The 25,936-nt window shown below is 63.6% G+C and carries 27 protein-coding genes; 11 read left to right on the forward strand and 16 right to left on the reverse strand.

Annotated elements, in window-relative coordinates:
* Window positions 1-12: 12 nt before the first annotated feature.
* From YP76_RS19370 to YP76_RS19415, 10 genes are all read right to left on the reverse strand, one after another.
* Window positions 13-318 (reverse strand): YciI family protein, encoded by a 306-nt coding sequence (locus YP76_RS19370; protein WP_046765213.1) that lies wholly within the window; start codon window positions 316-318, stop codon window positions 13-15.
* Between the two features lie 24 nt (window positions 319-342).
* The gene (locus tag YP76_RS19375) at window positions 343-648 is read right to left on the reverse strand and encodes a DUF1330 domain-containing protein (RefSeq protein WP_046765214.1); all 306 of its coding nucleotides are present in this window, start codon (window positions 646-648) and stop codon (window positions 343-345) included.
* Window positions 649-724: 76 nt separating this feature from the next.
* Window positions 725-3,112: a TonB-dependent receptor gene (locus tag YP76_RS19380; RefSeq protein ID WP_046765215.1), complete on the reverse strand. Its 2,388-nt coding sequence runs from the start codon at window positions 3,110-3,112 to the stop codon at window positions 725-727.
* 278 nt (window positions 3,113-3,390) lie between these two features.
* Window positions 3,391-4,299 (reverse strand): DUF1838 family protein, encoded by a 909-nt coding sequence (locus YP76_RS19385; RefSeq protein WP_046765216.1) that lies wholly within the window; start codon window positions 4,297-4,299, stop codon window positions 3,391-3,393.
* Window positions 4,300-4,338: 39 nt separating this feature from the next.
* A complete protein-coding gene (locus YP76_RS19390; protein WP_046765217.1) occupies window positions 4,339-4,713 on the reverse strand; it encodes a c-type cytochrome in 375 nt (124 codons plus the stop codon).
* A 21-nt stretch (window positions 4,714-4,734) separates the two neighbouring features.
* Window positions 4,735-6,303 carry an FAD-binding oxidoreductase gene (locus tag YP76_RS19395; RefSeq protein ID WP_052757502.1) on the reverse strand — a complete coding sequence of 523 codons (1,569 nt, stop codon included), beginning with the start codon at window positions 6,301-6,303 and terminating at the stop codon, window positions 4,735-4,737.
* Window positions 6,300-6,962: a hypothetical protein gene (locus YP76_RS28365; RefSeq protein ID WP_046765218.1), complete on the reverse strand. Its 663-nt coding sequence runs from the start codon at window positions 6,960-6,962 to the stop codon at window positions 6,300-6,302. Before YP76_RS28365 ends, YP76_RS19395 begins: the two co-directional genes overlap by 4 nt.
* Entirely contained in the window at window positions 6,959-7,690 is a 732-nt protein-coding gene (locus tag YP76_RS19405; RefSeq protein WP_046765219.1) for a DUF3108 domain-containing protein, read from the reverse strand. The genes YP76_RS28365 and YP76_RS19405 overlap by 4 nt, the downstream gene beginning before the upstream one ends.
* The gene (locus tag YP76_RS19410) at window positions 7,687-8,829 is read right to left on the reverse strand and encodes a nitrilase-related carbon-nitrogen hydrolase (protein WP_046765220.1); all 1,143 of its coding nucleotides are present in this window, start codon (window positions 8,827-8,829) and stop codon (window positions 7,687-7,689) included. Before YP76_RS19410 ends, YP76_RS19405 begins: the two co-directional genes overlap by 4 nt.
* Window positions 8,826-9,350, reverse strand: a complete 525-nt coding sequence (locus tag YP76_RS19415; protein ID WP_046765221.1) for a hypothetical protein — start codon at window positions 9,348-9,350, stop codon at window positions 8,826-8,828. The genes YP76_RS19410 and YP76_RS19415 overlap by 4 nt, the downstream gene beginning before the upstream one ends.
* A 102-nt stretch (window positions 9,351-9,452) precedes the next feature.
* Here YP76_RS19415 and YP76_RS19420 point away from each other — a divergent pair, with 102 nt between their 5' ends.
* From YP76_RS19420 to YP76_RS19430, 3 genes are all read left to right on the forward strand, one after another.
* A complete protein-coding gene (locus tag YP76_RS19420) occupies window positions 9,453-10,346 on the forward strand; it encodes a LysR family transcriptional regulator (RefSeq protein WP_046765222.1) in 894 nt (297 codons plus the stop codon).
* Window positions 10,347-10,447: 101 nt separating this feature from the next.
* Window positions 10,448-11,587 (forward strand): cupin domain-containing protein, encoded by a 1,140-nt coding sequence (locus YP76_RS19425; protein WP_046765223.1) that lies wholly within the window; start codon window positions 10,448-10,450, stop codon window positions 11,585-11,587.
* The gene (locus YP76_RS19430; protein WP_046765224.1) at window positions 11,588-12,136 is read left to right on the forward strand and encodes a pseudouridine synthase; all 549 of its coding nucleotides are present in this window, start codon (window positions 11,588-11,590) and stop codon (window positions 12,134-12,136) included. It begins immediately after the preceding gene.
* A gap of 3 nt (window positions 12,137-12,139) precedes the next feature.
* Here the strand turns inward: YP76_RS19430 and YP76_RS19435 are convergent, their stop codons facing one another.
* On the reverse strand, window positions 12,140-12,811 hold the full coding sequence (locus tag YP76_RS19435) for a spermidine synthase (RefSeq protein ID WP_046765225.1): 672 nt from the start codon (window positions 12,809-12,811) through the stop codon (window positions 12,140-12,142).
* Window positions 12,812-12,964: 153 nt separating this feature from the next.
* Between YP76_RS19435 and YP76_RS19440 the strand changes: the two genes are divergently transcribed.
* On the forward strand, window positions 12,965-13,417 hold the full coding sequence (locus YP76_RS19440) for a 3'-5' exoribonuclease (protein ID WP_046765226.1): 453 nt from the start codon (window positions 12,965-12,967) through the stop codon (window positions 13,415-13,417).
* Window positions 13,418-13,477: 60 nt separating this feature from the next.
* On the opposite strand, the gene YP76_RS19445 is transcribed toward YP76_RS19440, so the two are convergent.
* Entirely contained in the window at window positions 13,478-14,704 is a 1,227-nt protein-coding gene (locus YP76_RS19445) for an NAD(P)/FAD-dependent oxidoreductase (protein WP_198147548.1), read from the reverse strand.
* Between the two features lie 344 nt (window positions 14,705-15,048).
* On the opposite strand from YP76_RS19445, the gene YP76_RS19450 reads away from it, so the two are divergent.
* Window positions 15,049-16,077: an AraC family transcriptional regulator gene (locus YP76_RS19450; protein WP_046765335.1), complete on the forward strand. Its 1,029-nt coding sequence runs from the start codon at window positions 15,049-15,051 to the stop codon at window positions 16,075-16,077.
* 10 nt (window positions 16,078-16,087) lie between these two features.
* Here the strand turns inward: YP76_RS19450 and YP76_RS19455 are convergent, their stop codons facing one another.
* Genes YP76_RS19455 through YP76_RS19470 form a run of 4 tightly spaced genes read right to left on the reverse strand, consistent with a single transcriptional unit; the run spans window position 16,088 to window position 18,461 of the window.
* Complete coding sequence (locus YP76_RS19455) at window positions 16,088-16,390, reverse strand: non-heme iron oxygenase ferredoxin subunit (RefSeq protein ID WP_046765227.1); 303 nt, start codon at window positions 16,388-16,390, stop codon at window positions 16,088-16,090.
* Window positions 16,387-16,881: a nuclear transport factor 2 family protein gene (locus YP76_RS19460; protein ID WP_198147549.1), complete on the reverse strand. Its 495-nt coding sequence runs from the start codon at window positions 16,879-16,881 to the stop codon at window positions 16,387-16,389. Before YP76_RS19460 ends, YP76_RS19455 begins: the two co-directional genes overlap by 4 nt.
* A gap of 1 nt (window position 16,882) precedes the next feature.
* The gene (locus tag YP76_RS19465; RefSeq protein WP_046765228.1) at window positions 16,883-17,254 is read right to left on the reverse strand and encodes a hypothetical protein; all 372 of its coding nucleotides are present in this window, start codon (window positions 17,252-17,254) and stop codon (window positions 16,883-16,885) included.
* Between the two features lie 13 nt (window positions 17,255-17,267).
* Complete coding sequence (locus YP76_RS19470) at window positions 17,268-18,461, reverse strand: aromatic ring-hydroxylating oxygenase subunit alpha (RefSeq protein ID WP_046765337.1); 1,194 nt, start codon at window positions 18,459-18,461, stop codon at window positions 17,268-17,270.
* A 377-nt stretch (window positions 18,462-18,838) separates the two neighbouring features.
* Between YP76_RS19470 and YP76_RS19475 the strand changes: the two genes are divergently transcribed.
* The 6 genes from YP76_RS19475 to YP76_RS19500 are packed head-to-tail and all read left to right on the forward strand — an operon-like array spanning window position 18,839 to window position 25,936.
* Window positions 18,839-21,265 (forward strand): TonB-dependent receptor, encoded by a 2,427-nt coding sequence (locus tag YP76_RS19475; protein WP_084733270.1) that lies wholly within the window; start codon window positions 18,839-18,841, stop codon window positions 21,263-21,265.
* Window positions 21,266-21,323: 58 nt separating this feature from the next.
* Window positions 21,324-21,803, forward strand: coding sequence for a nuclear transport factor 2 family protein (locus YP76_RS19480; RefSeq protein WP_046765229.1), 480 nt, complete (start codon window positions 21,324-21,326; stop codon window positions 21,801-21,803).
* Window positions 21,804-21,851: 48 nt separating this feature from the next.
* Complete coding sequence (locus tag YP76_RS19485; protein WP_232307645.1) at window positions 21,852-23,087, forward strand: aromatic ring-hydroxylating oxygenase subunit alpha; 1,236 nt, start codon at window positions 21,852-21,854, stop codon at window positions 23,085-23,087.
* Window positions 23,088-23,098: 11 nt separating this feature from the next.
* Window positions 23,099-23,443, forward strand: a complete 345-nt coding sequence (locus YP76_RS19490; RefSeq protein ID WP_046765230.1) for a hypothetical protein — start codon at window positions 23,099-23,101, stop codon at window positions 23,441-23,443.
* Window positions 23,444-23,474: 31 nt separating this feature from the next.
* Window positions 23,475-24,782, forward strand: a complete 1,308-nt coding sequence (locus YP76_RS19495; RefSeq protein ID WP_046765231.1) for an acetamidase/formamidase family protein — start codon at window positions 23,475-23,477, stop codon at window positions 24,780-24,782.
* Window positions 24,779-25,936: a muconate/chloromuconate family cycloisomerase gene (locus tag YP76_RS19500; RefSeq protein WP_084733271.1), complete on the forward strand. Its 1,158-nt coding sequence runs from the start codon at window positions 24,779-24,781 to the stop codon at window positions 25,934-25,936. Before YP76_RS19495 ends, YP76_RS19500 begins: the two co-directional genes overlap by 4 nt.

Raw genomic sequence — 25,936 nt, forward strand, 5'->3', positions numbered from 1 at the left:
GTTCCGTCTTCCTTACCAGGTCTTGCCGCCCACCCAGTCACCTGCTGCCGCATTGAACGCGCGAATCTCGATGTCGGACCAGATCTGCGCCTTGTAATAGGGATCGGCTTCCAGCAGGGTGCGCGCCTCCGCTTCGCTTTCGGCCTTCACGACCAGCAGCGATCCGGTGAAATTGCCTTCCTCGTCGCGCAGCGGCCCGGCGACGGCCAGCCGGTCCAGTCCGGCCTCGACGTGGGCGAGATGCTCCTTCAGCTTCTCCATGCGCGTGGCGGTGGCGCCGGGCTTGTCGCGGGTGATGATGGCGTATAATTTGGACATGGTGCTTCCTTCCTTGGACTGGGATCAACTGGCGATGGCTGGGGCTTCGATCAGCAGCACCTGGCAATCGGCGACGCCTTGGCGAAGCGTTCGCGCCTCGCCATATTCGGGCGAGTTCCAGAAGGCGAGCGCTGCCTCCCGGCTCGGCCATTGCGAAATGACGACGGACCCGCCATCGCCGAAACCCCCTTCGAGCAACTGGGCGCCGGGCGCGCGCATCAGATATTGGCCGCCGAATCTTTCGACCAGAGCGGCGGCCTTCGCGCCATAGCCCGACAGAAAGGCTTCGCGATCGGAGATGGTGGCCGTGACGATCATATAGGCGGGCATGGGAAAGCTCCGGGGCTGGAGGAAGAAAGGGGGGACAGGCATGGGCCTGTCCCCGGCCCTGATTGATGGCCTTTCGTCAGAAGGACTTGCTGACCGTCAAACCATATTCGGGCTTGCGCGCGGGCGTGATGCCGAAACCGCGGGCATAGTCGCCGGTCGGTGTGCGGGCAGCGGCAAAGTCCAGATAGCGCAGGATGCCCAGCGGCGTTTCATCGCCCAGCACATTCTTGCCATAGACGGTGACGCGCAGCCCGTGGCTGTCGTACAGGCCGAACTGCACATTCATCTGCGTCGAAGCGCCGCTCTCGGCCAGGTTGAGCACCTGATCGAAATAGCTGCTGCGATAGATGACGTCCGCGCCGGAGAAGACCGTCCAGTTATCGTCGACGGGGTGCTGGAAGCGCAGGCCGACCGTGCCGCTATGCTTGGAAACGAGCGGCGGGCGGTTGCCCGCGATCGAGGCGGCGTCGCGGCAGCCGGGCAGGTCGAGATTGACGGCCGAGCCGGTCTTGCACGAGCGGCCAAGCAGTTCGAGCGCCTTTTCGGCTTCCACGCCCTTGCGGATTTCGGCATCCAGGAAGGTGTAATTGAACTGGACCTTCAAGATATCGCCGACCAGCGGCAACTGGCCTTCCAGTTCGATACCGCGGATGCGCGTGCGGCCGATATTGACGCTATAGGAATCGACCACATTGTTGGCGACATAGGTGTTGGTCAGGACCTGGTTCTTATAGTCCTGCCAGAAGGCCGACAGGTTGAGATAGTCGAAACCGAATTTCGACGTCTTCATACCGATTTCATAGTTGGTGAGCTTCTCTTCCTTGAAGATCGGCTCGGGCGCGCTGGTCTTGTTGAAACCGCCCGGCGAATTGCCCTGCGAGAACTGGGCATAGAAGGACAGGTTCCGTTCCGGCTTCCAGTTGACCGTGACGCGCGGCAAGGTCGCCTTGAAGGTCGCCTTGCGCGTGCCGGCGACGCCCACGATCGTGTTCGGATTGGGCAGGACGACCGTCGCCAGATAGTCGGCGCTGAATACGTCGCCGATGCGGTATGTCGGCGTTTCGCTGCGCACCTTGTCGATCTGGTGACGCAGTTCCGCACCGACCGTCACCGTGCGGGTGACGTCGAAATCGAGGCCGCCGAAGAAGGCGAGGTTGCGCACGCGCCGCGTGTCGTCGAGCAATTCGGGGCCGACTTCGTTCAGTTCCAGATATTCGGACATGCCGCTCTGCTTGTCCACGCTGTGGAACATGCCCAGGCGCCAGCGGAAGCGGTCGGCCGAGGGAGAGGTCAGGCGACCTTCATAGGTCTGCGTCTTGCGGCGCGTTCCCGTGGTGGTTTCGAAGCTCGACTTGCGGCAATCCTGATTGGGCAGGGCGTAGAAGGAACGCCCGCACAGGGACTGCGGCAGGAAATATACGCCGCGCGCATCATAGGTCTGGTCGAGGCCCGTGACTTCCTGGAGGTCGCTGTAACCGGCCTGGAAGGACGCCTCATAGCCCGACCCGGCGATATCCCACGAGATGTCGCCGATGAAACGGTCCGCATTGCGGTACAGGCCGGGGCGCAGCAGGCGATCGGTGTTCGCGCCGAACCGGGTCATGGGCTTCACCACGCCGCAATAATAGGGGCGGGTGGACAGGAAGCAGTTGTTCGCGCTGGCCGGCTGGAGTCCGATGGCGAAATGGCCGTCATCGTCGGTCTGGTGCAGCCAGCGGACGGAGGCCTTGATATCCTCGGTCGGGTCGAAGAACAGGCCGGCGGTATATTGGCGGCTGCTCTGGTCGCCCAGCCGTTCGCCTCGCACGGCGTCGTTCTTCCACTGGCCGTCAATGTCGAACAGCTTCAATCCGGCCTGGAAGCCGATACCGTCCATGATCGGGCCCGACAGGGATGCGCTCAGTTCACGACGGTCGAAATTGCCGAGCGTGCCAGAAACCCGGCCCTCGAAATCCTTGGTCGGACGCTTGAGAACTACGTTGACCGCGCCGCTCAGCGTCCCACGACCAAATACGGCCGACTGAGGTCCCTTGATGACTTCGACTCGTTCAATATTCGCAAGGTCGAGCGATGAGAAATCACCGAAATAGGGCGCGCCATCCAGGAAGATGCCGACCTTGCCGTCGCTGAACAGGATATTGGACGCGCCGCGGATGACCGGGCGATCACCACCGCGGCCGAAGGATTGCTGCATCTGGAAACCCGGCGTGAAGGCGGCGAGGTCTGAAACGCTCTGCGCCATCTTGTCCTGGATCAACGCGCTGTTGAAGGCGTTGACCGCAATCGGCACCTCGAGCAGCGTTTCCGCCCGCTTGCGCGCTGTCACGACGATCGCGTCCGCGGATTCGGCGCTGGCGGCGGGATCGCCGGCATTTTGTGCGGAGGCTGGCGTGGTGGCCAGGCCGATCATCGCGGTCGAGATGATGAGCGCGACCCTGTGTGCTGAACTCTTTGTTTTTTTCATTTCCGAAATGCTCCCCCTCAAGTAACGGCTCCTGGCCGCGATCGGGGGCAGCATTGCGACCATGCGCTAAGTTGTCCAGACAAATTTTAAAAATTTATCCGTATAAATTTCCCGGTTCATATCTATTCTGCGGGGGTGTGGCCGAAAAGCCCCACGGATCGACGTGCCGATCTGGCGCCAATATGGAATGCGCGATGTCGCCGGATCCTGGCGTCGCCTGAAGGTGCCTTTTGGCGTTAGCGGATGGGTGCCGTTCTACATTCCGGGAGGCGATCGCTTCACTGCGCCGGTCGCGCGGTTGGCGGCGACACCTTGCGGCGTTCGTCGGCCCATTTCCTGAAGGCGGTCCATGTCGTTTCATTGGGCCGGGCGTCGTCCGCCGGCGGGGCCTGCCTATAGGTTGGATAATGTGCCGCGATCTCATCCTTCAACAGAGTGGGCAGGGCATCGAAACTGTCCAGCTTCGTGCCCACGGCATTGAAGACCAGTTGTCCCTGGCGTCCCCGCATCTTCATCCACGGCATCCAGTCGGAGATGCGGACCCAGGAGATCGACGGATAAGCGGTGGGATTCTTCGTGTCGAGGATTTCGTCGGCGCGGGCGATGAAGTCGAAAATCTCCATCGCGTGATATTGGCCGCCGACATAGTCCTGATAATCGCCGGAAAGGACATTATGATAGAATAGCGGAATTTCCAGAGGCATGGCCAGCCACTGGCCCATGCGCTTGTAATGGGACTGGAAAGGCTTGCCGTCGGCGGAATAGGGGAAGGTGGTGGGCACGTTCACCGGATCATTGGCAATCTGCATCACCTCCACGGCCTCACCCGTCCATGGATTGGTCCAGTTGCGGATCACCTCACCCGTTTTCGGGTCGGTGAACAGCATCACTTCGCGGCTGACCTGACGATAGCCCTTGCCGCGCTTGGGATCGATGACGGTCGCGCACTGGCGGATATTCATGCCTTCGCCGGTGAACAGCAGCCGGTCGGGTTCGCCCGCGACGCGGGAGAAGATCTTGCCGGTCCAGTGATAGACCGCCGGTGTGCCGTCCTTCGCACCGCATTGGGCGCGTTTCATGATATCGACGGCGTCTTCGGGCTTGTCCGGATCGAGCGTCCTCGCGGCAAGCGGCGTTGCCGCGAGGATGACGATTCCACTGAAACCTGCCAGGATATTTCTGATCATTTCACATCGCCCCTTTCCGGTCCGGCCCCGTTGTTGTGGTTACTTGCTGCCTTCGTCTTGCATATAGTCGATGATGGCCTTCCGCTTCGCGGCATCCGCTATGCCTGGAAAATTCATGCGTGTGCCGGGCACCAGGGCGGTGGGGGCGGCAATGTAGGCGTCGAGCTTTTCCGCTGTCCAGACGATCCCGCTGTCCTTCATGGCGTTGGAATATTTGAAATTGGGCTGGCTTGCCGCCGCCTTGCCGAGGATGCCGTGGAGATTGGGGGCCGACAGGCCGCCCGCGCCCGGCTTGAAACTGTGGCAGGTCGTGCATTGGGCGATGGGATTGGCGGGCGCTGCGGCCTGCTGCCCGCCGCAACCCGCCAGTATCAGCGTGGTGAGGGCAAGCGCGGTGGGTGCAATGATCTTCATGATGGTGGTTCCTGGAATGGATCAGGCAAAGCCCAGGACGCCGGGGTTCATCAGTCCCCGGGGGTCAAGCGCCTGTTTGATGGTGGAAAGGAGATGGTCGGGTGCCGGCGACAGCGCCGCGCGGAAGGGGTATGTGCGTCCGATCTGGTTGGACGCCGCGCCCAGGCTGCGGAACAGGTCCACGGTTTCCCGGCGGAGCCGGTCGACCAGCGCCCGCCCCTGCGGATTGGGAACAGGTTCCTCGAAAGCGGCCAGATGCGCCGGATCGGGCGCGCTGCGATGCAAGGGCTGCCACCTGTCCTGCCAGTGGAAGACGGGTTCGAAACTGAAGCAGTGATTGGCGAGGGCGGAGACGAGGCGCGTATAGCGCACGCCATGCGCCGCCATCTCTTCCGCATGCGGTGCGATCATCGCGTCGAAGGCGTCGATCAGCCGATGCGCGTCGGAATGGGCGACCTTGGCATTGAGAGCGGCCCAGCGCCCGCCTCTGGGACCGAGCACGCCGTTCAGATTGGCGAAGATTTCGGCGCGGGCGACACGGGGAATGGTCGGCGTGACTGCGCTGCCGCCCCGTCGGCTGGCGATATGATGGGCGGCGGCCAGATCCGCCTCGACGGCGGCGGCGCAGCGTCCGGCGGCGGTCAGGTGGAGCGAGAAATGGCCCTCGGGAATGAAGTCCGTGCCGCCCTTGGCGAGCGCAGCCAGGGCCTTCACCGCCTTGAACGCGCCGCCGGCCTCGCGCGCGACCGAAACGGCGGTCTTCGCCATGGTCGATGCATCGGCATGGACCGCGTCCGCCGCGCTCGGATCCAGAATATAGATCTCCTCCGCCAGATCGGCGCGCGCCATTTCACACAGGGCGTCGGCGGCCTGCCTGATGTCGCTGAACGCAAAGCTCGCATAGCCTTGTTCGGCAGGGGTGCGGATCAGACGGAACGTCGCTTCGGTCTTGATGCCGAACATGCCGCCGTCATGGGTGAAGAGGCCGGTCAGGTCCGGGCCGAAGCTACGCAATATGGGTTTGCTGGGCTGGGCAAGCGCACCCTGGCCCGTCCGCAACAGGGTGCCGTCGGCAAGCACGACCTCCATCCCCAGCACATTGTCCGCCGCCGATCCGTAGCGGGCCGATCCAAAGAACAGCGCGCCATGGCCAAGCCCGCCGCCGACCGTGGCGCCCGCGCCCGAAAAAGTGCCGATGAACGGCATGCGCAAGCCGAGCGGCTTCAAGGCGTTGTTGATCTGCTTCCAGGTCACGCCCGCCTGGACGGTGATCGTCATATCCTCCTGCGCGATGTCGAGGATGCGGTTCATGCCCCGCATGTCGATCGTCACCGCGCCGGGGCCGGGCGCGGCATAGCCGCCGGTATAGCTGAGGCCGCCGCCGCGCGGGATGACGGCATGGCCCAGCGCCGTCGCTGCCGCGACCGCCGATGCCAGTTCGGCCGCATCCTTCGGCACGACCACGGCAACGGGCCGCTCGCCCGTCACATGGACGTCGTGCATGGCCAGCGTCAGCGCGTCGTCGTCGGTGCGTACGGCTTCGGCGGGCAGGCGGGCTTTCAGGGCATCGATCAGCGCGTCGTCGTTCACATCGGCTTCCAGATGCTGACGACGGTGATCGCTGTGATGAACACCCACAGCAGCAGCAGGACCGAGGTAGCGCGGACATAGGTGCGCTTGATGATGGCGTTGGTCTCGTCGGTCGGCCCTTCGCGGGCCATGATCGCCCAGGTACGGAAATGCGCGATGAGCGCCAGGCGAATGCCGACCCCGCACATCATGACGCAGGCGAACAGCGCCAGCTTCCAGCGCAGCCATTGCGGCATGTCCCATGCCCCGCCGATCAGGCCGGTGGCGACGCCCAGCAACACGGCCATCAGCACATAGCGCGACGTGCGATCGATGGCGCCCAGCGTCTTGCCGATGCGGCTGTGACGCAGGCGATGGACCAGTTCGACGAACCCGAACCAGAACGCGCCGAAGATGCCGAAGCCGATCGCCGTGGCCTCGCCGCCCGGGATATAGCCGTAGAGGGCGGCGATGGCCGGGCCGAGGCTTGCCTGTAGCACAAGGGCATAGCGGACATGCTGGTCGACATGCATCACATGCTCCATCAGCCGCGACCGCTCCTCGAACGGCATGCGGTCGCTGTAGGATACATAGCGATAGGTGCTGTTGATCACGAATTCGGAACCGAGCCAATAGCCCAGCACCGCGATATGGGCGGCGAGCAGCCAGGCGACGATCATGCGACCGTCTCCGTCCGGTCATAGGCGGTCAGTTCATAGGCGGTCTGCATATAGCCGCCGACCGCGGCCTTCAGCAGCACATAGTCGCCATCGTCTGTGCACCACAGGTCGTAGGGCGGATGTTCCAGCAGCAGGCCGGGAATGTCGGTGAAGCGGAAATGCAGCGCGTCGAACTTGCCGGCGGCGACCTTCACCGTTTCGCGCCCGACAAATTCGATGGCGAGATCGATCGGGAACAGCATCGGCCCGGTCGCGCCGCGATGGTCGGGGGATGACAGCAGGATGTTGCGGAACACCTGCACGCCCGGCCCCTGCGACAGGTTGTAGAGGTTGAGCAGGAAGCCGTCATTGACCATCGCGTGATTGCCGAAGGCCACCAGCGGCGTGTCCAGTTCCATGCGCTGGGAAACCCGTCCTTCGACGGTCGTCATGGCTTCGCATTCGGCAAATGTGTCCGCGAAACGGAACCAGCCCGAACCGCGGAATTCGCCGCCCACGGCGATGCGCACGAAGCTTTCCTTCGGCAGGCCGTCGCTGCCGATGCGCAGGTTGACGTCGCGGACGACGGACGGGGCATCGTCGATCTGCCCGTGCGCCGCGATCGTGCGGCAGCCATCGGCATGGAAATCCATGCGGAAATGTTCACGGCCACGACCCTGTCCCATGCGCTCCGGCTTGGTGCTGGTATAGAGGATCGTGCCGGTTACGCTGCGGGTTACACCATTCATTTCCAGACACCTTTGTCACGCAGATAGCGCCCGGCATCCTTCAGATCGCCGGGCTGATAATTGTCGAACAGGTTGGGCGGGAAGCGCGGCGTATAACCGTTGAACACATCCATATAGAGTTGCGGATGGATCGTCGGCTGGCGGTGCCGCGCCCGGAAGGCGCCGATCGGGATGCGCGCCGTCACCAATGTTTCGTTGGGCGATTTGGCGATCGCCATGACTTCGCCGTCGGGACCATAGATGGCCGACCCACCGGCATTGCTGTCCTCGAAAAAGGGCGAGCCGGGCGAGATCGCGTTGTTCGATACGGCGGTATAGACGCTGTTGTAGAGAGAGGTCGCCGCAACATCGGCGGGAACGAAGCCGCCGGTCGCCGTGCGCAGGATCACTTCGGCGCCCTTGATCGCCAGGGCGCGGAACAGTTCGGGTTCGCGCTGCACCGAACTGGTCGCCAGGTTGCCGATCGGGGTCTGGATGACGGGCAGGATCGCATCGCGTCCGTACATCTCCACGAAGCGGTCCAGCACATCATAGATCGTCGTCGTGAACAGCTCGATCTCGCCGCCGAAGGCGCCCTTGATGTTGCGCGCCTTCCAGCCGCGCGACAATATGCGCCCATCGGGGCCGATGACCGTGGTGATGGACAGCGCATGTCCCGGCCAATCGGGGTCGCGCGCATAGGAACCGAATACGATATAGACGCCGTATTGGCGGGCCTTCTTCGCGATTGCCTCCGTCTCCACGCCGGGAATCTCGATGGCGACCTTCAGCACGTCCTGGCGCGTCCATCCCGCGCCGAAGCCGGTGATCGGAAACTCATGGAAGAACAGCAGATCGGGTCCCCCACCAAAGGCGAAGGCGGCATCGATCAGGCCCAGCATATGGTTGAGATTGTCGCGGCGGCTCGCCTCGACACGGGAAAGGTCGACGGGAATGGACCGTGCCTGCGCAACGCCCAGCGTCCAGCTATCCTTGGTGAGGGGCACGACCGGATAGCGGCCGTCGGGGTTGATGGCGACATCGGCCTTGGGCTCGGCCGGGGCCGCGGCGGCCTGCCCAGAAACGCCGAGAGCGGCGGAGAGGCCAATGCCTCCCGCCGCACCCAACAGCGCCCTGCGTGAAAGCGCTTTTTCGTTCATAGCGCCGCCCGGGGACGGTAGCTGTAGTAGCTCGGATCGTCATAGGCCTGCCAGTCGCGCGAGACCCGGTTCTCGTTGATCACGGTGCGCTGGAACAGGCGGCCCTTGCGATACCAGTGCCAGGTGCGGTTCTTGGCATCGCCGTCCTCGGCCACGGTGATCATTTCATAATAGCGGAAATCGGGTTCGTGGGTCCGCGTCCAGCCGACCATGATGGTGCGATTGGTCTCGTCATAGTTGAGCGCGCCGACGAAACCGTCGATCAGGTCGTTCTTGATCCAGATGCGGTCGCCCTGGAAGGTGCCGTCGAAATAGCGGATTTCCTGCGTGCCGTCGGCCCAGGTGTAGATATTGGTCTGGCTCAGCTTCGCGACGCCGTCCGGACCGTCGGTCAGGCGGCAGACGAGCCGCGACTTGTGACGGTCGATGATATTGTGGTCGGCGTCCAGATGGACATATTCGCCTTCCCATACGCCCGCCTGGTCAGCGACGATCGGTTGCTTTTCCGTAATGATCTGCATGTGCCCTCACTCTCTCTGTGCCCCGATCATTGCGCAGGGAGGGGGGGGTAGACCAACAACAAATTGTCTTTTTGAACAACCAAAGATTGTGTAATCGAGGACATGGAATCGCGACAGGTGCGGCATTTTCTGGCCGCTTATGACATGGGCACTTTCGCTGCCGCTGCGGAATGGCTGGGGTTGAGCCAGCAGGCGGTCAGCAAGAGCATATTGCGCCTGGAGGCGCAGTTGGGCGTGCGCCTGTTCGAACGCGATGGACGCCGGGTCCGTCCGACCGCCTATGCCGACCTTTTCCTGCCCCATGCGCGTACGATCGCGGCGGAGAGCGATCGCTTCCGCGCGGACCTGACCGACATGATGGGCGGTCGGCATGGCCGGTTGCGGATCGGGGTCGGTCCCAGCGCGGCGGCGGACGTCGTCGCCAGCGCGGTCAGGATGCTGACGGGCGAACGGGCCGATATGCGCCTGACCGTGCTGGCGGGCATCTATGAAATGATGGTCAGCGATCTTCTGCTCGGCAAGCTCGATGTGATCGTCGCGGTGCGCCAGGTCGACCGCCACGATCCCCTTATCCGCGAAGAGGTTCTGGGCGACATCCGCTATGCCGTCCTCGCCGGCGCGAACCACCCGCTCGCGGGCAGGGGCCGCGTGACGCTCCATGATCTGAAGAATGAGCGCTGGCTGGCAGGGGCCAATATCGGGGCGGTGGAGCAGGTGATCGATGCCAGCTTCCGAACGGCGGGTCTGGTGCGGCCACGGCCGGAAATCGAGACGACATCCGTCATCTTCACCCAGGCGATGCTCGACGGTGGAATGCACCTGACGATCCTGCCCGAAATGCTGGTGGCGCGGGACATGAAGGCCGGGCGGATCGTCAAGATCGATGTCGATATCGAACCCTGGACGCGTCCCCTGATCGTGGCGACACGCGTCCGCGCGCCCAAGCCGCCGGTCGTGGATGCTTTCATGGCCAATCTCGTCAAGGCGATGGGCTGAACCGTGTCGCCCTCATCCTCATGAATGCGACGGGGTGGGGATGACGCCACTGCGTCGACGGTTGAAATCATTCCCCATATGCCGGATAGGCTGCGGAGCACATGCATTACGATCCCGACATCTTTCTCCGCGATTATTGGCAGAAGAAGCCGCTGCTGATCCGAAATCCGTGGGATGCGTGGCGCAATCCCCTGGACCCCGACGAACTGGCAGGCCTGGCCTGCGAGGAGGGCGTCGAATCCCGGCTGATCGTGCGGGAGGAGGAAGGCTGGACGCTCGCCCATGGCCCATTCGCGGCTGACCGTTTCAGCCGGCTGGGCGCGCAGCCCTGGACGCTGCTCGTCCAGGCGGTCGATCATCATGTTCCCGATGTTGCCGCGCTGATCGATCCGTTCCGCTTCGTACCCAACTGGCGCATCGACGATGTGATGGTCAGCTACGCATCCGACGGGGGCGGCGTGGGGCCGCATTTCGACCAATATGACGTGTTCCTGCTGCAAGGGCTGGGCAAGCGCCGCTGGCGGGTGGGGCCGCTGTGCGACGGATCGAGCGAATTGCTGCCGCATGACGATCTGCGCCTGCTCGCCCGGTTCGAGGCGACAGAGGAATGGGTGCTGGAACCCGGCGACATCCTCTATGTGCCGCCCGGCTTCGCGCATGACGGGGTGGCGGTCGGCGACGATTGCATGACCTATTCGATCGGCTTTCGCGCGCCGTCCCGCAGCGAGCTGATCGAGGGCTGGTGCGATCATCTGGTCGATGAGATGCAGGAGGATGATCGTTACAGCGACCCGGATCTGCGGGTTCAGGGCAATCCGGGGGAGATTTCGGAGGCGGCCCTGACCCGGTTGCATGCCATGGTCACAGGGAAATTGCTGGATCGTGATGCCTTTGCGTGCTGGTTCGGGGAATATAACAGCGCGCCCAAATATCCCGAGACGGATTGGCGCCCCGAAGAACCGATCGGTCGGGCGGAGTTGGCCGATTGCCTTGAACAGGGCATGGCGCTGGCGCGGAATCCGGCCAGCCGCCTTTCCTTCATTCGGCGGGCAGACGGATTGCTGCTGTTCGCCGACGGTCGCAGCTTTGCCTGTTCCGGCGAAACCGTGGCCTTGGCCGAGGCGATTTGCGCCCAGGCGCAAGTCCGGCTCGATCCCACGGCGGGCCGGTCCCCGGAAACGCTGGACCTGCTGGCCGCGCTGATCGACCAGGGCAGCCTCGCCTTCGATCAGGAAGATTGAGTGCCGCGCCTGCTCCTGTTCAACAAACCCTATGGGGTGATGTCGCAATTCACCGATGCACGGTCCGAATCGGCGCGCCCGACCCTGTCGGATTTCATCGACGTGCCGCACGTCTATCCGGCAGGGCGCCTCGACCTGGACAGCGAAGGCCTGCTGCTCCTGACCGATGACGGGCGGCTCCAGTCGCGCATCGCCGATCCCAGATTCAAGATGCCCAAGACCTATCTGGTACAGGTCGAGGGCGATCCGCAGGCCGCCGCGCTGGACCAGTTGCGGCGCGGCGTCAGGCTGAAGGATGGGATGACCCTGCCTGCGCAGGTCGAACTGATCGATCCGCCGTCCCTCTGGCCCCGTGACCCCCCGGTACGCTTTCGCAAGAGCGTGCCCGACCGGTGGATCAGCCTCACCATCCGGGAGGGCCGGAACCGGCAGGTGCGCCGGATGACGGCCGCCATCGGCCATCCCACCCTGCGGCTGGTGCGGTGGCGGATCGGCGACTGGACCATCGACGGCTTGCCGCCCGGCACATGGCGCGAGGTGCGCGCTTAGCCTCTATCGCCTTTGCGCGAACCAGATGATGTGCTGCGGCCCCTTGCCGTTGCTGCGGGCGCGGACTTTCACTTCATCGACAGCAAGCCCGGTCTGGGACAATCGGCGGGCGAAGGCGGCATCGGGCGCTGCGGACCAGATCGCCAGCACGCCGCCCGGCTTGAGCGCGGCGATCGCGGCCGACAGGCCCCGCGCCGAATAAAGCCGGTCATTGGCCTGGCGCACCAGCCCGTCCGGACCATTGTCGACGTCGAGCAGGATCGCGTCATACAGGCCACGCCCGTCGGCGATCACATCGGCGACATCCTGACCGACCAGATGCACGCGCGGGTCGTCGAGGCAACCCGCCGCCAGTTCGGCCATGGGGCCGCGCGCCCATTCGATGATCTCCGGCACCAGTTCGGCCACGGTGATCCGGGCGCTCCCGTCCAGCGCCGCGAGCGCCGCGCGCAGGGTGAACCCCATGCCATAGCCGCCGACCAGCAGATGCACGGACTTGCGCCCCCGCAACCGTTCGCAGGTCATGTTGGCGAGCGCCTCCTCCGATCCGCTCATGCGGCTGCTCATCAGTTCGTTGCGGTCGAGCACGATCATGAAATCCCGGCCCCGGCGATAGAGCGTCAATGTCTCGCCCCCAGGGACATGGGCCGATCCGATGAATTCGCGTGGTTGCATGCTGTCCTTCCGTAGGCGGGGCGCCCGCCTCTTAGGACAAGCCGGGCCATAGTCCAAGCGCAGGCGCGATGAAGGGGTTTACGGCCCGCAAAGTCGACGTCATAGCGACGGGACGATGTTGCCCCTGCACCCTTGTGAAAAGCGTCCCTGAAATTGCGATATTTCCTCGATACCGAATTCAACGGCTTTGGCGGCGATCTGATCAGCCTGGCGCTGGTGCCGGAATATGGCGATCAGGATTTCTATGTTTCGCTGCCCCTTCCGGACGAAATCCATCCCTGGGTGCAGCAGAATGTGATCCCCTATCTTCGCTTCGTTCCGCCCGGCATCGACCTCCAGCTGAATCGCGAACAGGCCGCCCACCATCTCGAAGCCTATCTGGCGCATGATCCCGATCCGGTGATCGTGGCGGACTGGCCGGACGATCTCGCCTATTTCTGCCACCTCATGGTGACGGGGCCGGGGGAGAAGATCGCCATCAGCGACCTTCGCCTCGAACTGATCAACGGAGCGGGTTTCAGTTCGGCCGCCAACAGCAAGACGCCCCACAACGCCCTGCATGATGCACGCGCGTTCAAGGATTTCTGCCTGCGTTCGGCCTATTGAGGGCTTGTCCGGCCCCTGCGGATAGGGGGCTGGGCCCTCGCCCGGTGGAATCGACCGATCTCAGGCCGCCTTCTTCAAGGGGATGGATATGTCCGCCAGCTTCGCCCGGTCCGGGCGGGCTTCCTTGAGGATCAGCGAACGCGCACCCATGAAATCCTTGGGGTTGTTGATCGCATCGACGGAAATGATGCGTCCCTCCTTCAGGTAGATGACGGTCAGGGGGCCTTCCTTGCTGTCGCCCCGGACGACGATTTCGTCCGCATCCTTGTTGAGACCGGCCGATTGCAGCTTCAGGTCGTACTGATCGGACCAGAATGTCGGCAGTGCCCGATATTCGGTCGGCGCTTCCAGGATGGTATCGGCCGCAATGGCCGCGGAATCCATCGCATGCTGGACGGATTCGAGTCGCCATAGGCCGCCTGCGAAATCATTGGGATGGCGGGCGCAATCGCCGATGGCCAATATGCCCTCGGCCGAGGTGCGGCAATATTCGTCCACCAATATGCCGCTGTCGCAGGCGATGCCCGCCTTTTCGGCCAGGGCGGTGTCGGCGTCGATGCCGATCCCGACGATCGCGAGATCGACCGGGATTTCCAGACCGGATGCCAGCCGGACGGCCGCTATGCGCCCTTCGCCGGCAAAGCCCGCAACCTGTTGCCCCAGGTGCAGGTCCACGCCGTGCGCGCGATGCTGGCGCTCGAAAAAGTCAGACACGACGGGGGACGTCACCCGCTGGAGAACGCGGTCCTGCGCCTCGATGACGACCACCTCATGGCCCATCTCGCGCGCGGCGGCGGCTACCTCCAGGCCCACATATCCGGCGCCGATCACGCCCAGCACGCCGCCATTCTCCAACCCGCCGCGGATCGCGTCGACATCGGCGACGGTGCGCAGATAGTGGATGCCCGCAAGCTCCGATCCCGGACAGATGAGACGCCGAACCTTGCCCCCGGTCGCGAAGACGCACCACTGGAAACGGATGATGCGGCCATCCTCCAGTTCTGCGCACTTCCGGCCGGTGTCGAGTGCGCCGACCCGATGTCCCAGTTCGAAGCGGACCTGCTGTTCGGTCCAATAATCATTGTCCCGCAGCAAAAGCCGGTCGATCTCCAGATTGCCGATCAGATAGCCCTTCGACAAGGGGGGGCGATCATAGGGCAGGCTGGGTTCGTCGCTCACGACCGTGATCGTTCCGGCAAAGCCCTTCTGCCGAAGCGAAATGGCCAGATGCGCGCCCGCATGACCCCCGCCGATCACCAGGACGTCCACGGCGATTGGTTCGTTCAACTCTCTTCTCCCGGTTCTGACCGTTCGGCGCGACTGGCCGACCTGCACGCATGTCGGCATCGCCGCTTATCGGTGTCGAAACTGAGCGCAAAATTTCCCGATCACTATCCCGTTATCGCAGGCCTTGCCCCCGCGGCGCGATCTTCTGCGAACTACGGCTTGACCGGCGGAAGAAAAGCGGGCGTCATTGCGTCAGAGAATGAGGAGGACGCGTCAATGAACCGTCGCATTATGACAGTGTCTTGGGGAGGGCACGACAGGCCGCATCGGAAGGCGCATGTTTCGGGTTCGGGCCGACAAGGGAGGATGTCGTCCCACGTCGCGGGACACGGGCGGATATGGGCATGCTGACCGATATTCCAGCGCCCAGCCGTTTCTGGAACGGGGAAATCCTTCCGCTCGTCCAGTGGAACAGGTTCAGCAGCACCGACGCGGGCGAAGTCGAAGAGCATATGAGCCGGATGTTCTGCCCGCACCGGCTGGACGTGCAGGGAGGCAGGCCTCCCATCGATTTCCGTCACAACCAGGCGCAATTGCGGGCACTCACCTTCAACGCCCAGGATTACGGCAACCCCTTCGGCCGCATCTCCATCGACGTGCCCCAGATGGGGCAGATCTACCTCGTGCAATTCTCGCTGCATGGCACGTCCTTCATCACCCATGACAGCAACAGCTTCAGCCTGGCGCCGGGCCAGATGTGCGTGCTGGCCCCCGATGCCCATTTCAGCCAGACGTTCGAGGCGGGCTACAAGCATTTCACCATCAAGATTCCGAAGGCCGACCTCGAACGGGTTCTGGCGCAGGAACTGGGTTTCCGGCCCGACGAACTGATCTTCTCGACGCGGCCGGTGCCGCTGGTCGGCGCGGCCCAGGCCTTTGCCCATCTCGTCCGCACGATCTGCGACGATATCGATCATGGGCTGACGGGCTATACCCATCCGCGGGCCAGCGGTTCGGTCGAAGACACGCTGAAGCGCCTGTTGCTCGCGGCGGTGCCGCACAATCATTCCGATCTGTTCGATTCGGCGCCGTCGGGTCCTGCGCCCTATTATGTCCGCCGGGTCGAGGATTACATCCGCAATCATGCGCGCGAACCGATTTCGCTGATCGAGATGATCGAGATTTCGGGCATCAGCGCCCGGTCGCTCCATGCCGGTTTCCGGCGGTTTCGTGGTGTGACGCCGATGGGCTATCTCAAGAATGTTCGCCTCGACCTTGCCCGCAAGATGTTGCTGGAGGGTGTGGAGGAAGGGCATAGCGTGACCGACGTCGCGCTCGCCTGCGGCTTCAGCCATCTCAGCAAATTCGCGCGCGACTATGCCGAACGTTTCGGCGAACGCCCTTCAGCCACCTTGCGGCAACTGAAGGGCTGAAAAAGGGCCGTCACATCGCGATATGCACCGCCCCGTCGACGATCTCGACGGCATAGGTCTTGAGCGCGATCGAGCAGGGCGCGGCGCAGGCCGCTCCGGTGCGGATGTCGAAGCTGCCGAGGTGGAAGGGGCAGACGATCTTCCCGTCCTCTATCTCCCCCTCCGCCAGAGACGCTTCGCCATGGGTGCACAGATCGTCGGTTGCGAATATCTCGCCGTCCAGCAGATAGACGGCGATCCCGTGTCCGCCGTCCAGTTCGACCCGCAATATCTCGTCTTCGTCCAGTTCGTCGACCGCGCACAACCGGGTCATTGATCGAATGCCTTCTTGAGGCTCCAGGGTGGCGTCGCCACTCCCTGCACCCGCAGGTCCAGTTTCACCGAAGCGAATTTCCATAGATTATCCTCATATCTTGCAATGCTGTCATACCAGCCGCCCAGCCAGCGATCTTCAGCCCCCGCATCATGCGCCATGGTGGACAGTTCCCAGAGATACCAGCGGCAGCGCGCCGACCGGCCGTCCTCTGCAAACTCGACATAGGGGGCGATCATATAATGGATCGACCAGAGCACCTCTTCCGCCGCGATCGCGGCCAGGCCCGCCGCGATCGCCGAAGCGCCGTGGAAGGTCGCGAAGCCCTCGGCCGACCAGCTTGCGTCCTCGTGGAACAGCGGCTGCATCATTGCCGGATCGTTCCTGCGGTCGGCGCCATGCGCATAGCGCGCAACGAGATCGGAAATCTCGTTGCGCGCCTCTATGCGGAACAACCGCTCCTCGACCGTCGAAGGGGTCATCCCCGTCATCTCAGGCCGTGGCCATGGGGCTGAGGCCGCGCCAGGTCTCCTGCCCGCCATGCACGGCGACGAACCGTCCTTCCTCGAACGCATAGGGGACGCCTGGCGAGCCGGAATAAAGCTCGATATGCGGCGCCACCTCGGCCAGCGAGAGCGCGAGATTGTAGAGTGCATGATGGCTTTGGGGCAGCGCGCCGAGCGGAAAGCGGTCGACTTCGGCCAGGATGCCGGAAAGCCGGGGCAGCATCCGGTCATAGAAGGCGCGCAGTTCCGCGCTGGACGATCCCTGCCGCTTCCTCTGGCGCTGGTCGGCCGTCGGCAGGTTCCAGTCGAGGCAGGCGGAAAGGTCTTCGAAGCCCGCGGGCAGTTCGGCTTGCGTCATGGTCGCGTCTCCCTCAGGCGTTGACATATTCATCGACGACGGCGGCACTGTGACGGATGAGGATCTCGTCATCCTGCAGGTTCTGCACCGTCTTGGCGCGCGACTGCATCGCCCGCTGCGTGTCTTCCATGGTGGCGGTGTCCTCCAGCCAGGCGTTGCGCTGAAGCGTCATGGCATGTTCCATCGCCCAGCGTTCGGCATTGGTCTTGGGCGGCCGGACATAATAGCGTCCTTCCCACAACGTCCGGTTATGGGCGATCGGCCAGAACTGATGGGTGAACCAGATCCCTTCCGATATGTGGATCAGCGTGTTGGGGAAGAGCACGCTCAGTTCGAACGCGAAATCGTCCCGCTTGTCGGGGTTGATGGTCGGCGGCAGCATCGTTTCGGCGCGCTGCGTGACGAGCGAGGCGCCGGCGATCGAATTGGCGATGCCTGCAACGGGCGTCGGCGTCGCGCCCAGCGTCAGGCATACGGCGCAGGTCCGGTGCGGTCCCATCAGCTTCACATTCTGAAGGCCGGTGGAGAAGGTGTTGGGGAAGGACCCGGCATGGATGGTGTCGACATGATAGGCTTCCGCAAAGGCGTCGTGCGCGACCTTCCAGTTGCATTCCAGCTCGGTATGATAAGTGAACTGATAGCTGAGTTCGGCGAAGGGGAAACCCGCAAAATGTCCGGCATAGTCGCCCAGGAAATCGGCCAGGCTGTTGTCGGGTGTTTCCGCCAGATTGATGAAGATGAAACCTTCCCAGAAATCGATATGGATCGGGGACAGGCCGTTCTGCTTCTTGTCGAAACATTGATAGAAGCGTTCTTCGCTCGGTACATGTTTCAACGCACCATCGGCACCATAGACCCAGCCATGGAAACGGCAGGTGACGATCGCGGCCTTGCTGCGACCGAAAGTTTCCGGACCGGTTTCGGTGACGACGGTATTGCCGCGATGCGCGCAGATATTGTGATGGGCGCGCACGACGTCATCCTTGCCACGCATCAGGATGACCGATGTGTCGGCGGCGGCAAGGCGCTTGACCTTGTAATCGCCCTTCCTGGGTATCTCGTCGACCCGGCCGACGCAAAGCCAGACCTTCCTGAAGATTTTCTCGCGCTCACGTTCATACCATTCCGGCGCGATATAGGGTTCGATGGGGATCGGCCCCGATCCGAGTTCGGGATGCTCATGTAACCAGCGATGTGCGTCGTTCATCCTGCTGTCCTTATGGATTCGACCGGTTGCCGACTCCCGGCGACAGTCGAATGGCTGAAATTCCGGACAAATGATGTCGGCGCGCGCCATGACCCGCTAGCCCGTTCCCGTGTCCGTTAGCCTGCGGCGGCATCAAAGGCGGCGGGGCCGTAAAAGGGGCAGGGGACCGCTTTGTTCCGCGCCTTGCACTCCATCGCGCTCAGTTGTCGAACTCCGCAGCAACGGGCTAGCGCGATGCCTTCATCTGCGTTCGATTATAGGCGAGCGTCCGATGTCGGTCGCCAACGCCGTTCCAGGAGTAGCAAGGCCGATCCGATCCGCGAGGCGCGGACGGGCGGTACAACGACAATAATAACCAGTCAAACCAGGGAGCTACAATGAAACCTAACGCCCGCAATCGCACCCCCTCCGGCCGCCGCGCCTTGTCCCTGCACTTTGGGCCGCTGCAATCCGCTTCGCTTCGGGCCCTGATCGCAGGCCTGGCGCTGGCGGGCATCGGCCACGGTTCGTCGGCGCTCGCGCAGCAGGCCCCGGACGAGGCAGCCAGCCAGCCCGGCGGTATCGAGGAGATCACGGTCACGGCCCGTCGTCGCGCCGAATCGCTCCAGGATACGCCGATCTCGATCTCGGCCGTCACGTCCGAAGGGCTTGCACAGCGCGGCATCGACAATGTCACACAGATCGGCGACTTCACGCCGAACGTGAAGTTCAACAGTTCCGTGCCGGTTTCCGCCAGCAACGCCACCGCCGCCATCTTCATCCGCGGCATCGGCCAGAACGACTATCAGCTTTCCGCCGATCCCGGCGTCGGCCTCTATCTCGACGGCGTCTATATCTCGCGCGGCGTGGGCAATGTGCTCGACGTCCTCAATGTGGAGCGGATCGAGGTGCTGCGCGGCCCCCAGGGCACGCTGTTCGGCCGCAACACGATCGGCGGCGCCGTCAGCGTGGTGACCAAGAAGCCCGCCGAGGAGCTTGGCGCCAGCCTCGACCTGACGACGGGCAGCTACAACCGCGTCCAGATCAAGGGGTCGATCGACGTGCCGGTCGCCGACGGCATCTATACCAGCCTGTCGGGTTTCTATCACATGCGCGACGGCTATGTGAAAGGCACCGTGCCGCTGGCGCCCGACCTGGGCGACACCAACACTTTGGCCGGCCGCTTCGCGCTGAGGCTGGAACCCACCAGCAACCTGTCGATCAACCTGGCGGTCGACGGTACGCGCTCGCGCGAGAAATCGGCGCCCAACGTCATGCTGGCGGTCGATGAGAACGCACCGGCGGCGCAGGTCTGGAACAGCGTCTATTCCGGGGCGGCCGGTATCTGCACGGACCTCTCCAATCCGGCGCGCCTGTCCGACACGCGCTGCTACAACAGCCAGTGGGCGCAGGCGCCCTACCGGCATGGCGGCACGTTCCAGGCGGTTTCAGACACATTCAACAATTTCGGCAAGCGCCGCTATGAATCGGCGTCCGACCTCAACATCTGGGGCGTTTCCGGCACGCTGGAATGGCGCCTGGGTGGCGGCGTCACCGCCAAGTCGATCACCGCCTATCGCAAGGTGACCGGCTTCTGGACCCGCGATTCCGACCATAGCCCGGCCAGCATCGTCCAAACCAAGAGCGACTGGAAACAGGACCAGTTCTCGCAGGAATTCCAGTTGCTCGGTGATGCTTTCGACAGCCGCCTGAACTGGGTCGTCGGCGGATATTATTCGAAGGAAAGCGGCAATCACGAAGATCTGGTCAATATCGTCGACGCCGTATTCATGAGCGGTGCGATCCTAGACGGACGCAGCCTTGCCGCCTTCGGCCAGGCGACGTTCGAGATCGTGCATAATCTGAGCCTGACCGGTGGCATCCGCTGGACCGAGGACAGGAAGACCTTCGACAACGGCAATCAATATGTCGTGGCGGCGGGTTTCCTGACGGGTCAGCCCTTCAACCCCGACGGCTCGGGTCTTCAGAATGGCGATCCGCTGATGGGTCCCCGCGCGCGCATGACGATCAAGGACCGCGCCTGGACGCCGATGGCCAGCCTTTCCTATCGCTGGTCGCCCGAATTCCTGACCTATGCGTCCTACTCCCAGGGGTTCAAGGGCGGTGGCTTCACCCAGCGCGTCTTTCCGCCCTTCGCCAATATCCCCTCCTTCCGTCCGGAAACGAGCACGACCTATGAAGTCGGTTTCAAGTCCGACCTGCTGGGCCGTCATCTCCGTCTGAACGGCGCTGCCTTCGTCAACGATTATGACGATCTGCAGATCACCGTGAACGACCCGATCCTGGGCTTCGCGCCCATCATCCAGAACGCCGCGAAGGCCCGCATCAAGGGCGTCGAACTCGAACTGCAGGCGCGTCCGACCGAAGAACTGAAGCTGGAGGCGGGCCTTGGCTATCTGGATGCCAAATATCGGCAGGTCGACATCCGCGCGCTCAACAGCGGCGTGACCAAGGACACGCATCTTCAAAATGCGCCGAAATGGACGCTGAGCGCAGGCGCTTCCTACGATATCGATGTCGCGGGTGTCGGCAAGTTCACGCCGCGCGTCGACTGGTCCTATCGCTCGACGGTCTACAATGATGCGGTCAACAGCCCGCTGTTGGTGCAGAGCGGCTATCATCTGGTGAACGCCTCGATCGCCTATCGCGACGAGCCGGACACCTGGCTGGTCACGCTCGGCGTCAAGAACCTGACCAAGCAGAAATATCTGGGATCGGGCTTCGTCGACTCGTTCGGCGGGATCACCGAGGGCGCCTATGGGCGGCCGCGCGAGTGGTTCCTGAGCGCCCGCCGGACCTTCTGAACCATGAAGGCGCCGGTTCCGACCGACGGAACCGGCGCCCCCACCGGAAGGAGGACATATGCCCGATACATTGGAACAGCGGATTGCGCGGCTGGAGGCGTTGCGCGACATCGATGCGCTGATCGTCGATCTTTCCCGCGCCTTCGACGCCGGGCCGTCGGCGGAGATGCTGCGCCCGCTGTTCACCGACGATGCGACGTTCCGGATCGACCGATACGGCATGCTGTCGGGCGGCGACGCCATCGCGCGGGAAGTGGCCGGCAATGCCGATCGGGGTTTCAGATGGACCCTGCACTATCTGGTTTCCCCCAAGGTGGAACTGGCGTCGTCCTGCGACCATGCCGCCGTCGAATTCATGCTTTGGGAAGTCGCGACCTCGGCCAGCGGCCGGGCCTACTGGATCGGCGGCCGCTATGTCGCGATGGCCAGGAAGAGCGGGCCGGCCTGGCAATTCGCCGTGCTCGAACTCCAGGCCGATCTCATTTCCCACTATCCCGACGGCTGGGGCGAGAAGCCCGACGCGCTCGCCGATGCGTGAACACCCAAATGAGCGACGGCACCCATTTCAATATTCGGAGAGTGAATGATGACCACAGGGATAACGGCGGAAGATTTGGCCCATATCTCGCGCAGTTCGGAGGATATTCGTGCAGAGTTGGGCGTCGATCCCGTATCGGTACGGGCGATCAGCGATCCCGCCATCTATGAACTGGAGCGCGAGAAGATCTTCCGGAAGACCTGGCTGAAGGTCGCGACGAGCTGGGAACTTCCCAATGTCGGGGATTATAAGGTCAAGGAATTGCCGGTCGCGGACGCCTCCGTCCTGATCGTGCGCGGCAAGGACGGCCAGATCCGCGCCTTTCACAATGTCTGCACCCATCGCGGCAACAAGGTCGTCCCGACGACCGGGTTCGAAACCTTCGGCCGCTCGCGCGCCAATGTGGTGACATGCCGCTTCCATGGCTGGGTCTTCTCCACCGACGGGCCGCTGCGGTCGGTGCCGATGAAGGAGAAGTTCGGCAAGCTCGACACCGCCTGCCTTGGCCTGCGCGAAATCCATTGCGACATCTGGGAAGGGTTTGTCTTCATCAACTTCGATGCCGAACCGGCGCAGTCGCTGACCGAATATCTGGGTGACTTCGGCAAGTTGTTCGGCGGCTATCCTTATGCGGAATCGACCACCGCTTTCCGCTATTCGACCGTGCTGAACTGCAACTGGAAGGTTGCGCATTATGCTTTCAGCGAGGGTTATCACGTGCCGACGATCCATGCCGGGTCGCTGCCGGGCTTCAAGGGGGTCGATCACACCGACTTCAAGCTGATGGGGCCGCACGCATCCTCCACCATCTACGGCGCGGGCATGGACACGGCGCCCTCGACGCTCGCCTTCGCCTCGATGCTGAGCACGACCGAACGCCACCGGCCGCGTCCGGACCAGTTGCCGCCCGCGATCAATCCGGAGCGGCGCGCGGATTTCCAGTTCGAACTGCCCAACCTGTTCCCCAATTTCATCATCCACCTGGCTTCGGGCTGCGGTTATCCGGGCATGTCCTTCTTCACCCACCAGTTCTGGCCGCTCGACCATGGGCGGACCTTGTGGGAAGGCATCAACTATTTCCGGCCAGCCCAAACCGCCGCGGAACAGGTGGCGCAGCAGCATGTGAACGCGCTGCATCGCAATGCCTGGCTGGAAGACACCGCCACCATGGAGGACACTTTCACCGGCATCATGTCCGGATCGATCGATGAGATGCAGTTGATGGATCAGGAATTCCTGATCCGCCATGCCGCGCGCACGCTCGACACCTTTCTCGCGGCCTGAGGACCCTGATCATGACCCATCCCATCCTTCCCGCTCCCTTCGCCGACCTCGCGCCGCTTGCGGCGCATTGGGCCAGGCCCAGCGAGAATGAACGCAGCGAAATCCGCTGGTCCGCCAGCCCCGCCGAATTCAAGGCGCTTTACGAGGCGATGATGCCGCGGCTCGACGACATATTGCGCCTGCTGTCGGACCATCCGGCCAGCGGGATGCCCGAAGAGGTGCATGATCTCTTCCTGCTCGCCTGCGCCTTTGCCGAGGCTTCCCCGCATCATGAGCTTTACGGCGGCAGCAGCGCGGTTCCCTACAGCTTCGACGCGCGGCGCTTCGTCCGCACCGACGGCGACGCCGCGCTCTGATCGGTCCCAATAGAAATCGAGGGTAGTTCCAATGTCTGACGCACGATCGCATATTGAGGTTTATGACTATAGCGGCGGCATCGTCGGGCCGGGCATCGAACCGGCCGGTACCGTCCGGGACGGCGGCACCATCCGCACCGGCACCCCGCCCGGCTGCTGGGGTCCGATGATCACGCCGAAATTTCAGGGCGGCCATGAAGTGACGCGGCCCGTCCTTGTCGAGGGTGCGGAGATCGGCGATGCGATCGCGATCAGGCTCAAGACCGTCCAGGTGACGTCGCTCGCGACATCGTCGGGCGTCATGGAATTTGTCGAGGGTCGTTATCTGGGCGACCCCTTCGTCGCCAAGCTGTGCCCGAACTGCGGCGCCACCAGCCCCTCCAGCCACATCGAGGGAATTGGCGAGGAAGCCGTGCGCTGCGACGGTTGCGGCGCGGAGGTCAATGCGTTCCGCTTCTCCAACGGTTATGTGATCGTCCTCGACCGCGAGAACAAGGTCTCGCTGACCGTCGGCAAGGATGTCGCCCAACGCATCGCCGGCGATGCGCGCACGGTCGCGGCGATGCCCGATCAGGCGAACCAGCATTCCATCCTCGCCCTGGCGCGCGCCGACATATCCGGCCTGGCCAGCCGCATGCGGCCGTTTCTGGGCAATATCGGCACCATTCCCTCGCGCGACCTGCCGGATTCCCACAATGCCGGCGATTTCGGCTCGTTCCTGATCGACGCCCCCCATGGCTACAGCTTCACGCAGGAGGAGCTTAACGAGCACAAGACCGATGGCCATATGGACACCAATTCGGTGCGGGAAGGCGCCATCCTCATCTGCCCGGTGAAGGTGCCGGGCGGCGGCGTCTATATGGGCGACATGCACGCACAGCAGGGCAATGGCGAGATCGCCGGTCACGCGACGGACGTGTCGGGCGTCGTCGAACTGGAGGTGAAGGTCATCAAGGGGCTGAAGCTGGACGGACCGATCCTGCTGCAACATCCCGAGGACCTGCCCTTCCTGGCGCAGCCGATGAGCGGTGAGGAAAGCAGGGCGATCAGGCGGCTGGCCGAACGCTACGGCCAGCAGTCGATCGAGGACAATGCGCCGATCACCTTCATCGGATCGGGGCCGACGCTGAACGATGCGACCCATAACGGCCTCGCACGGGCGGCGGAGGTGACGGGCCTGCCCTATGATGAAATCATGAACCGGGCCACCATCGCGGGCTCCATCGAAATCAGCCGCCTGCCCGGCGTGGTGCGCGTCACCTTCATGTGTCCGACCTCCATATTGGAACGCATGGGCGTGGCGGAACTGGTCCGCGAACAATATGGGGTGCAGGCGTGATCACGATCACGGGTATTGAGACGAATATATTGGAAGTGCCTACGGTTCGTCCGCATGTTTTGGCGATGGCGACGATGGAAGCGCAGGTTGTTTGCCTAGTGCGGCTTCATTGCAGCGACGGGATTGAGGGGGTTGGCGAGGCGACGACGATTGGGGGGCTGAGCTATGGGCCGGAGAGCCCTGAGGGTATCAAGCTTGCCATCGATCGTTATTTCGATCCCCTGTTGCGTTCTGGGGATGCGACCCGGATCGCGTCGCTGATGGGCGTGATCGGGAAGCATGTGGTGGGCAATCACTTTGCCAAATGCGCGGTGGAGACCGCGCTGCTCGATGCGCAGGGCAAGCGGCTGGGCGTTCCGGTGAGCGAACTGCTGGGCGGTCGGGTGCGGGACCGGCTGCCGGTGCTCTGGACGCTGGCGAGCGGCGATACCGGGCGCGATATCGAGGAGGCCGAGGCGATGCTCGCTTCCCGTCGTCACAATGCGTTCAAGCTCAAGATCGGCAAGCGGCCGCTGGGCGAGGATGTGGCTCATGTCGCGGCGATCAAGCGGGCGCTGGGCGACCGGGCCAGCGTGCGGGTCGACGTCAACATGGCGTGGGACGAGACGGTGGCGCGCCAGGGCGTCGCGATGCTGGCCGATGCCGGCTGCGACCTGGTCGAACAACCGATCATGCGCCATAACCGCGCGGGCATGGCGCGTCTCGCCGCCCGCTCGCCGATCCCGATCATGGCGGACGAGGCATTGCAGGGCCCCGCCAGCGCCTATGACTATGCGACCGCCGCCGCCGCCGACGTCTTCGCCGTCAAGATCGAACAGTCGGGCGGGCTGTACGCGGCGAAGGACGTGCAGGCGATCGCGCAGGCGGCGGGGATCGCCGTCTATGGCGGCACGATGCTGGAAGCGGCGGTGGGCACGGCGGCATCGGCCCATGTCTTCGCGACCTTCCCCACCCTGCCGTTCGGCACCGAACTGTTCGGCCCTCTGCTGCTGACCGAGGAGATATTGGCCGAGCCGCTCGACTATGCCGATTACGGCCTGGGCGTGCCGGACGGCCCGGGCCTGGGCGTGACGCTGGACGAGGAACGGATCGCCTTCCTGCGCCGGGACGCGGCGCGCACCACCATTTCCCTCCCCTCTGCACGGATGGCCTGA

The sequence above is a fragment of the Sphingobium chungbukense genome, assembly GCF_001005725.1.
Lineage (GTDB): Bacteria > Pseudomonadota > Alphaproteobacteria > Sphingomonadales > Sphingomonadaceae > Sphingobium > Sphingobium chungbukense.

What these genes read in the sequence shown, in the direction of transcription:
- YP76_RS19370 (WP_046765213.1), bottom strand. Translation starts at nt 318, where the DNA reads ATGTCCAAATTATACGCCATCATCACCCGCGACAAGCCCGGCGCCACC.
- YP76_RS19375 (WP_046765214.1), bottom strand. Translation starts at nt 648, where the DNA reads ATGCCCGCCTATATGATCGTCACGGCCACCATCTCCGATCGCGAAGCC.
- YP76_RS19380 (WP_046765215.1), bottom strand. Translation starts at nt 3,112, where the DNA reads ATGAAAAAAACAAAGAGTTCAGCACACAGGGTCGCGCTCATCATCTCG.
- YP76_RS19385 (WP_046765216.1), bottom strand. Translation starts at nt 4,299, where the DNA reads ATGATCAGAAATATCCTGGCAGGTTTCAGTGGAATCGTCATCCTCGCG.
- YP76_RS19390 (WP_046765217.1), bottom strand. Translation starts at nt 4,713, where the DNA reads ATGAAGATCATTGCACCCACCGCGCTTGCCCTCACCACGCTGATACTG.
- YP76_RS28365 (WP_046765218.1), bottom strand. Translation starts at nt 6,962, where the DNA reads ATGATCGTCGCCTGGCTGCTCGCCGCCCATATCGCGGTGCTGGGCTAT.
- YP76_RS19405 (WP_046765219.1), bottom strand. Translation starts at nt 7,690, where the DNA reads ATGAATGGTGTAACCCGCAGCGTAACCGGCACGATCCTCTATACCAGC.
- YP76_RS19410 (WP_046765220.1), bottom strand. Translation starts at nt 8,829, where the DNA reads ATGAACGAAAAAGCGCTTTCACGCAGGGCGCTGTTGGGTGCGGCGGGA.
- YP76_RS19415 (WP_046765221.1), bottom strand. Translation starts at nt 9,350, where the DNA reads ATGCAGATCATTACGGAAAAGCAACCGATCGTCGCTGACCAGGCGGGC.
- YP76_RS19420 (WP_046765222.1), top strand. Translation starts at nt 9,453, where the DNA reads ATGGAATCGCGACAGGTGCGGCATTTTCTGGCCGCTTATGACATGGGC.
- YP76_RS19425 (WP_046765223.1), top strand. Translation starts at nt 10,448, where the DNA reads ATGCATTACGATCCCGACATCTTTCTCCGCGATTATTGGCAGAAGAAG.
- YP76_RS19435 (WP_046765225.1), bottom strand. Translation starts at nt 12,811, where the DNA reads ATGCAACCACGCGAATTCATCGGATCGGCCCATGTCCCTGGGGGCGAG.
- YP76_RS19450 (WP_046765335.1), top strand. Translation starts at nt 15,049, where the DNA reads ATGCTGACCGATATTCCAGCGCCCAGCCGTTTCTGGAACGGGGAAATC.
- YP76_RS19455 (WP_046765227.1), bottom strand. Translation starts at nt 16,390, where the DNA reads ATGACCCGGTTGTGCGCGGTCGACGAACTGGACGAAGACGAGATATTG.
- YP76_RS19460 (WP_198147549.1), bottom strand. Translation starts at nt 16,881, where the DNA reads ATGACGGGGATGACCCCTTCGACGGTCGAGGAGCGGTTGTTCCGCATA.
- YP76_RS19465 (WP_046765228.1), bottom strand. Translation starts at nt 17,254, where the DNA reads ATGACGCAAGCCGAACTGCCCGCGGGCTTCGAAGACCTTTCCGCCTGC.
- YP76_RS19470 (WP_046765337.1), bottom strand. Translation starts at nt 18,461, where the DNA reads ATGAACGACGCACATCGCTGGTTACATGAGCATCCCGAACTCGGATCG.
- YP76_RS19475 (WP_084733270.1), top strand. Translation starts at nt 18,839, where the DNA reads ATGAAACCTAACGCCCGCAATCGCACCCCCTCCGGCCGCCGCGCCTTG.
- YP76_RS19480 (WP_046765229.1), top strand. Translation starts at nt 21,324, where the DNA reads ATGCCCGATACATTGGAACAGCGGATTGCGCGGCTGGAGGCGTTGCGC.
- YP76_RS19485 (WP_232307645.1), top strand. Translation starts at nt 21,852, where the DNA reads ATGACCACAGGGATAACGGCGGAAGATTTGGCCCATATCTCGCGCAGT.
- YP76_RS19490 (WP_046765230.1), top strand. Translation starts at nt 23,099, where the DNA reads ATGACCCATCCCATCCTTCCCGCTCCCTTCGCCGACCTCGCGCCGCTT.
- YP76_RS19495 (WP_046765231.1), top strand. Translation starts at nt 23,475, where the DNA reads ATGTCTGACGCACGATCGCATATTGAGGTTTATGACTATAGCGGCGGC.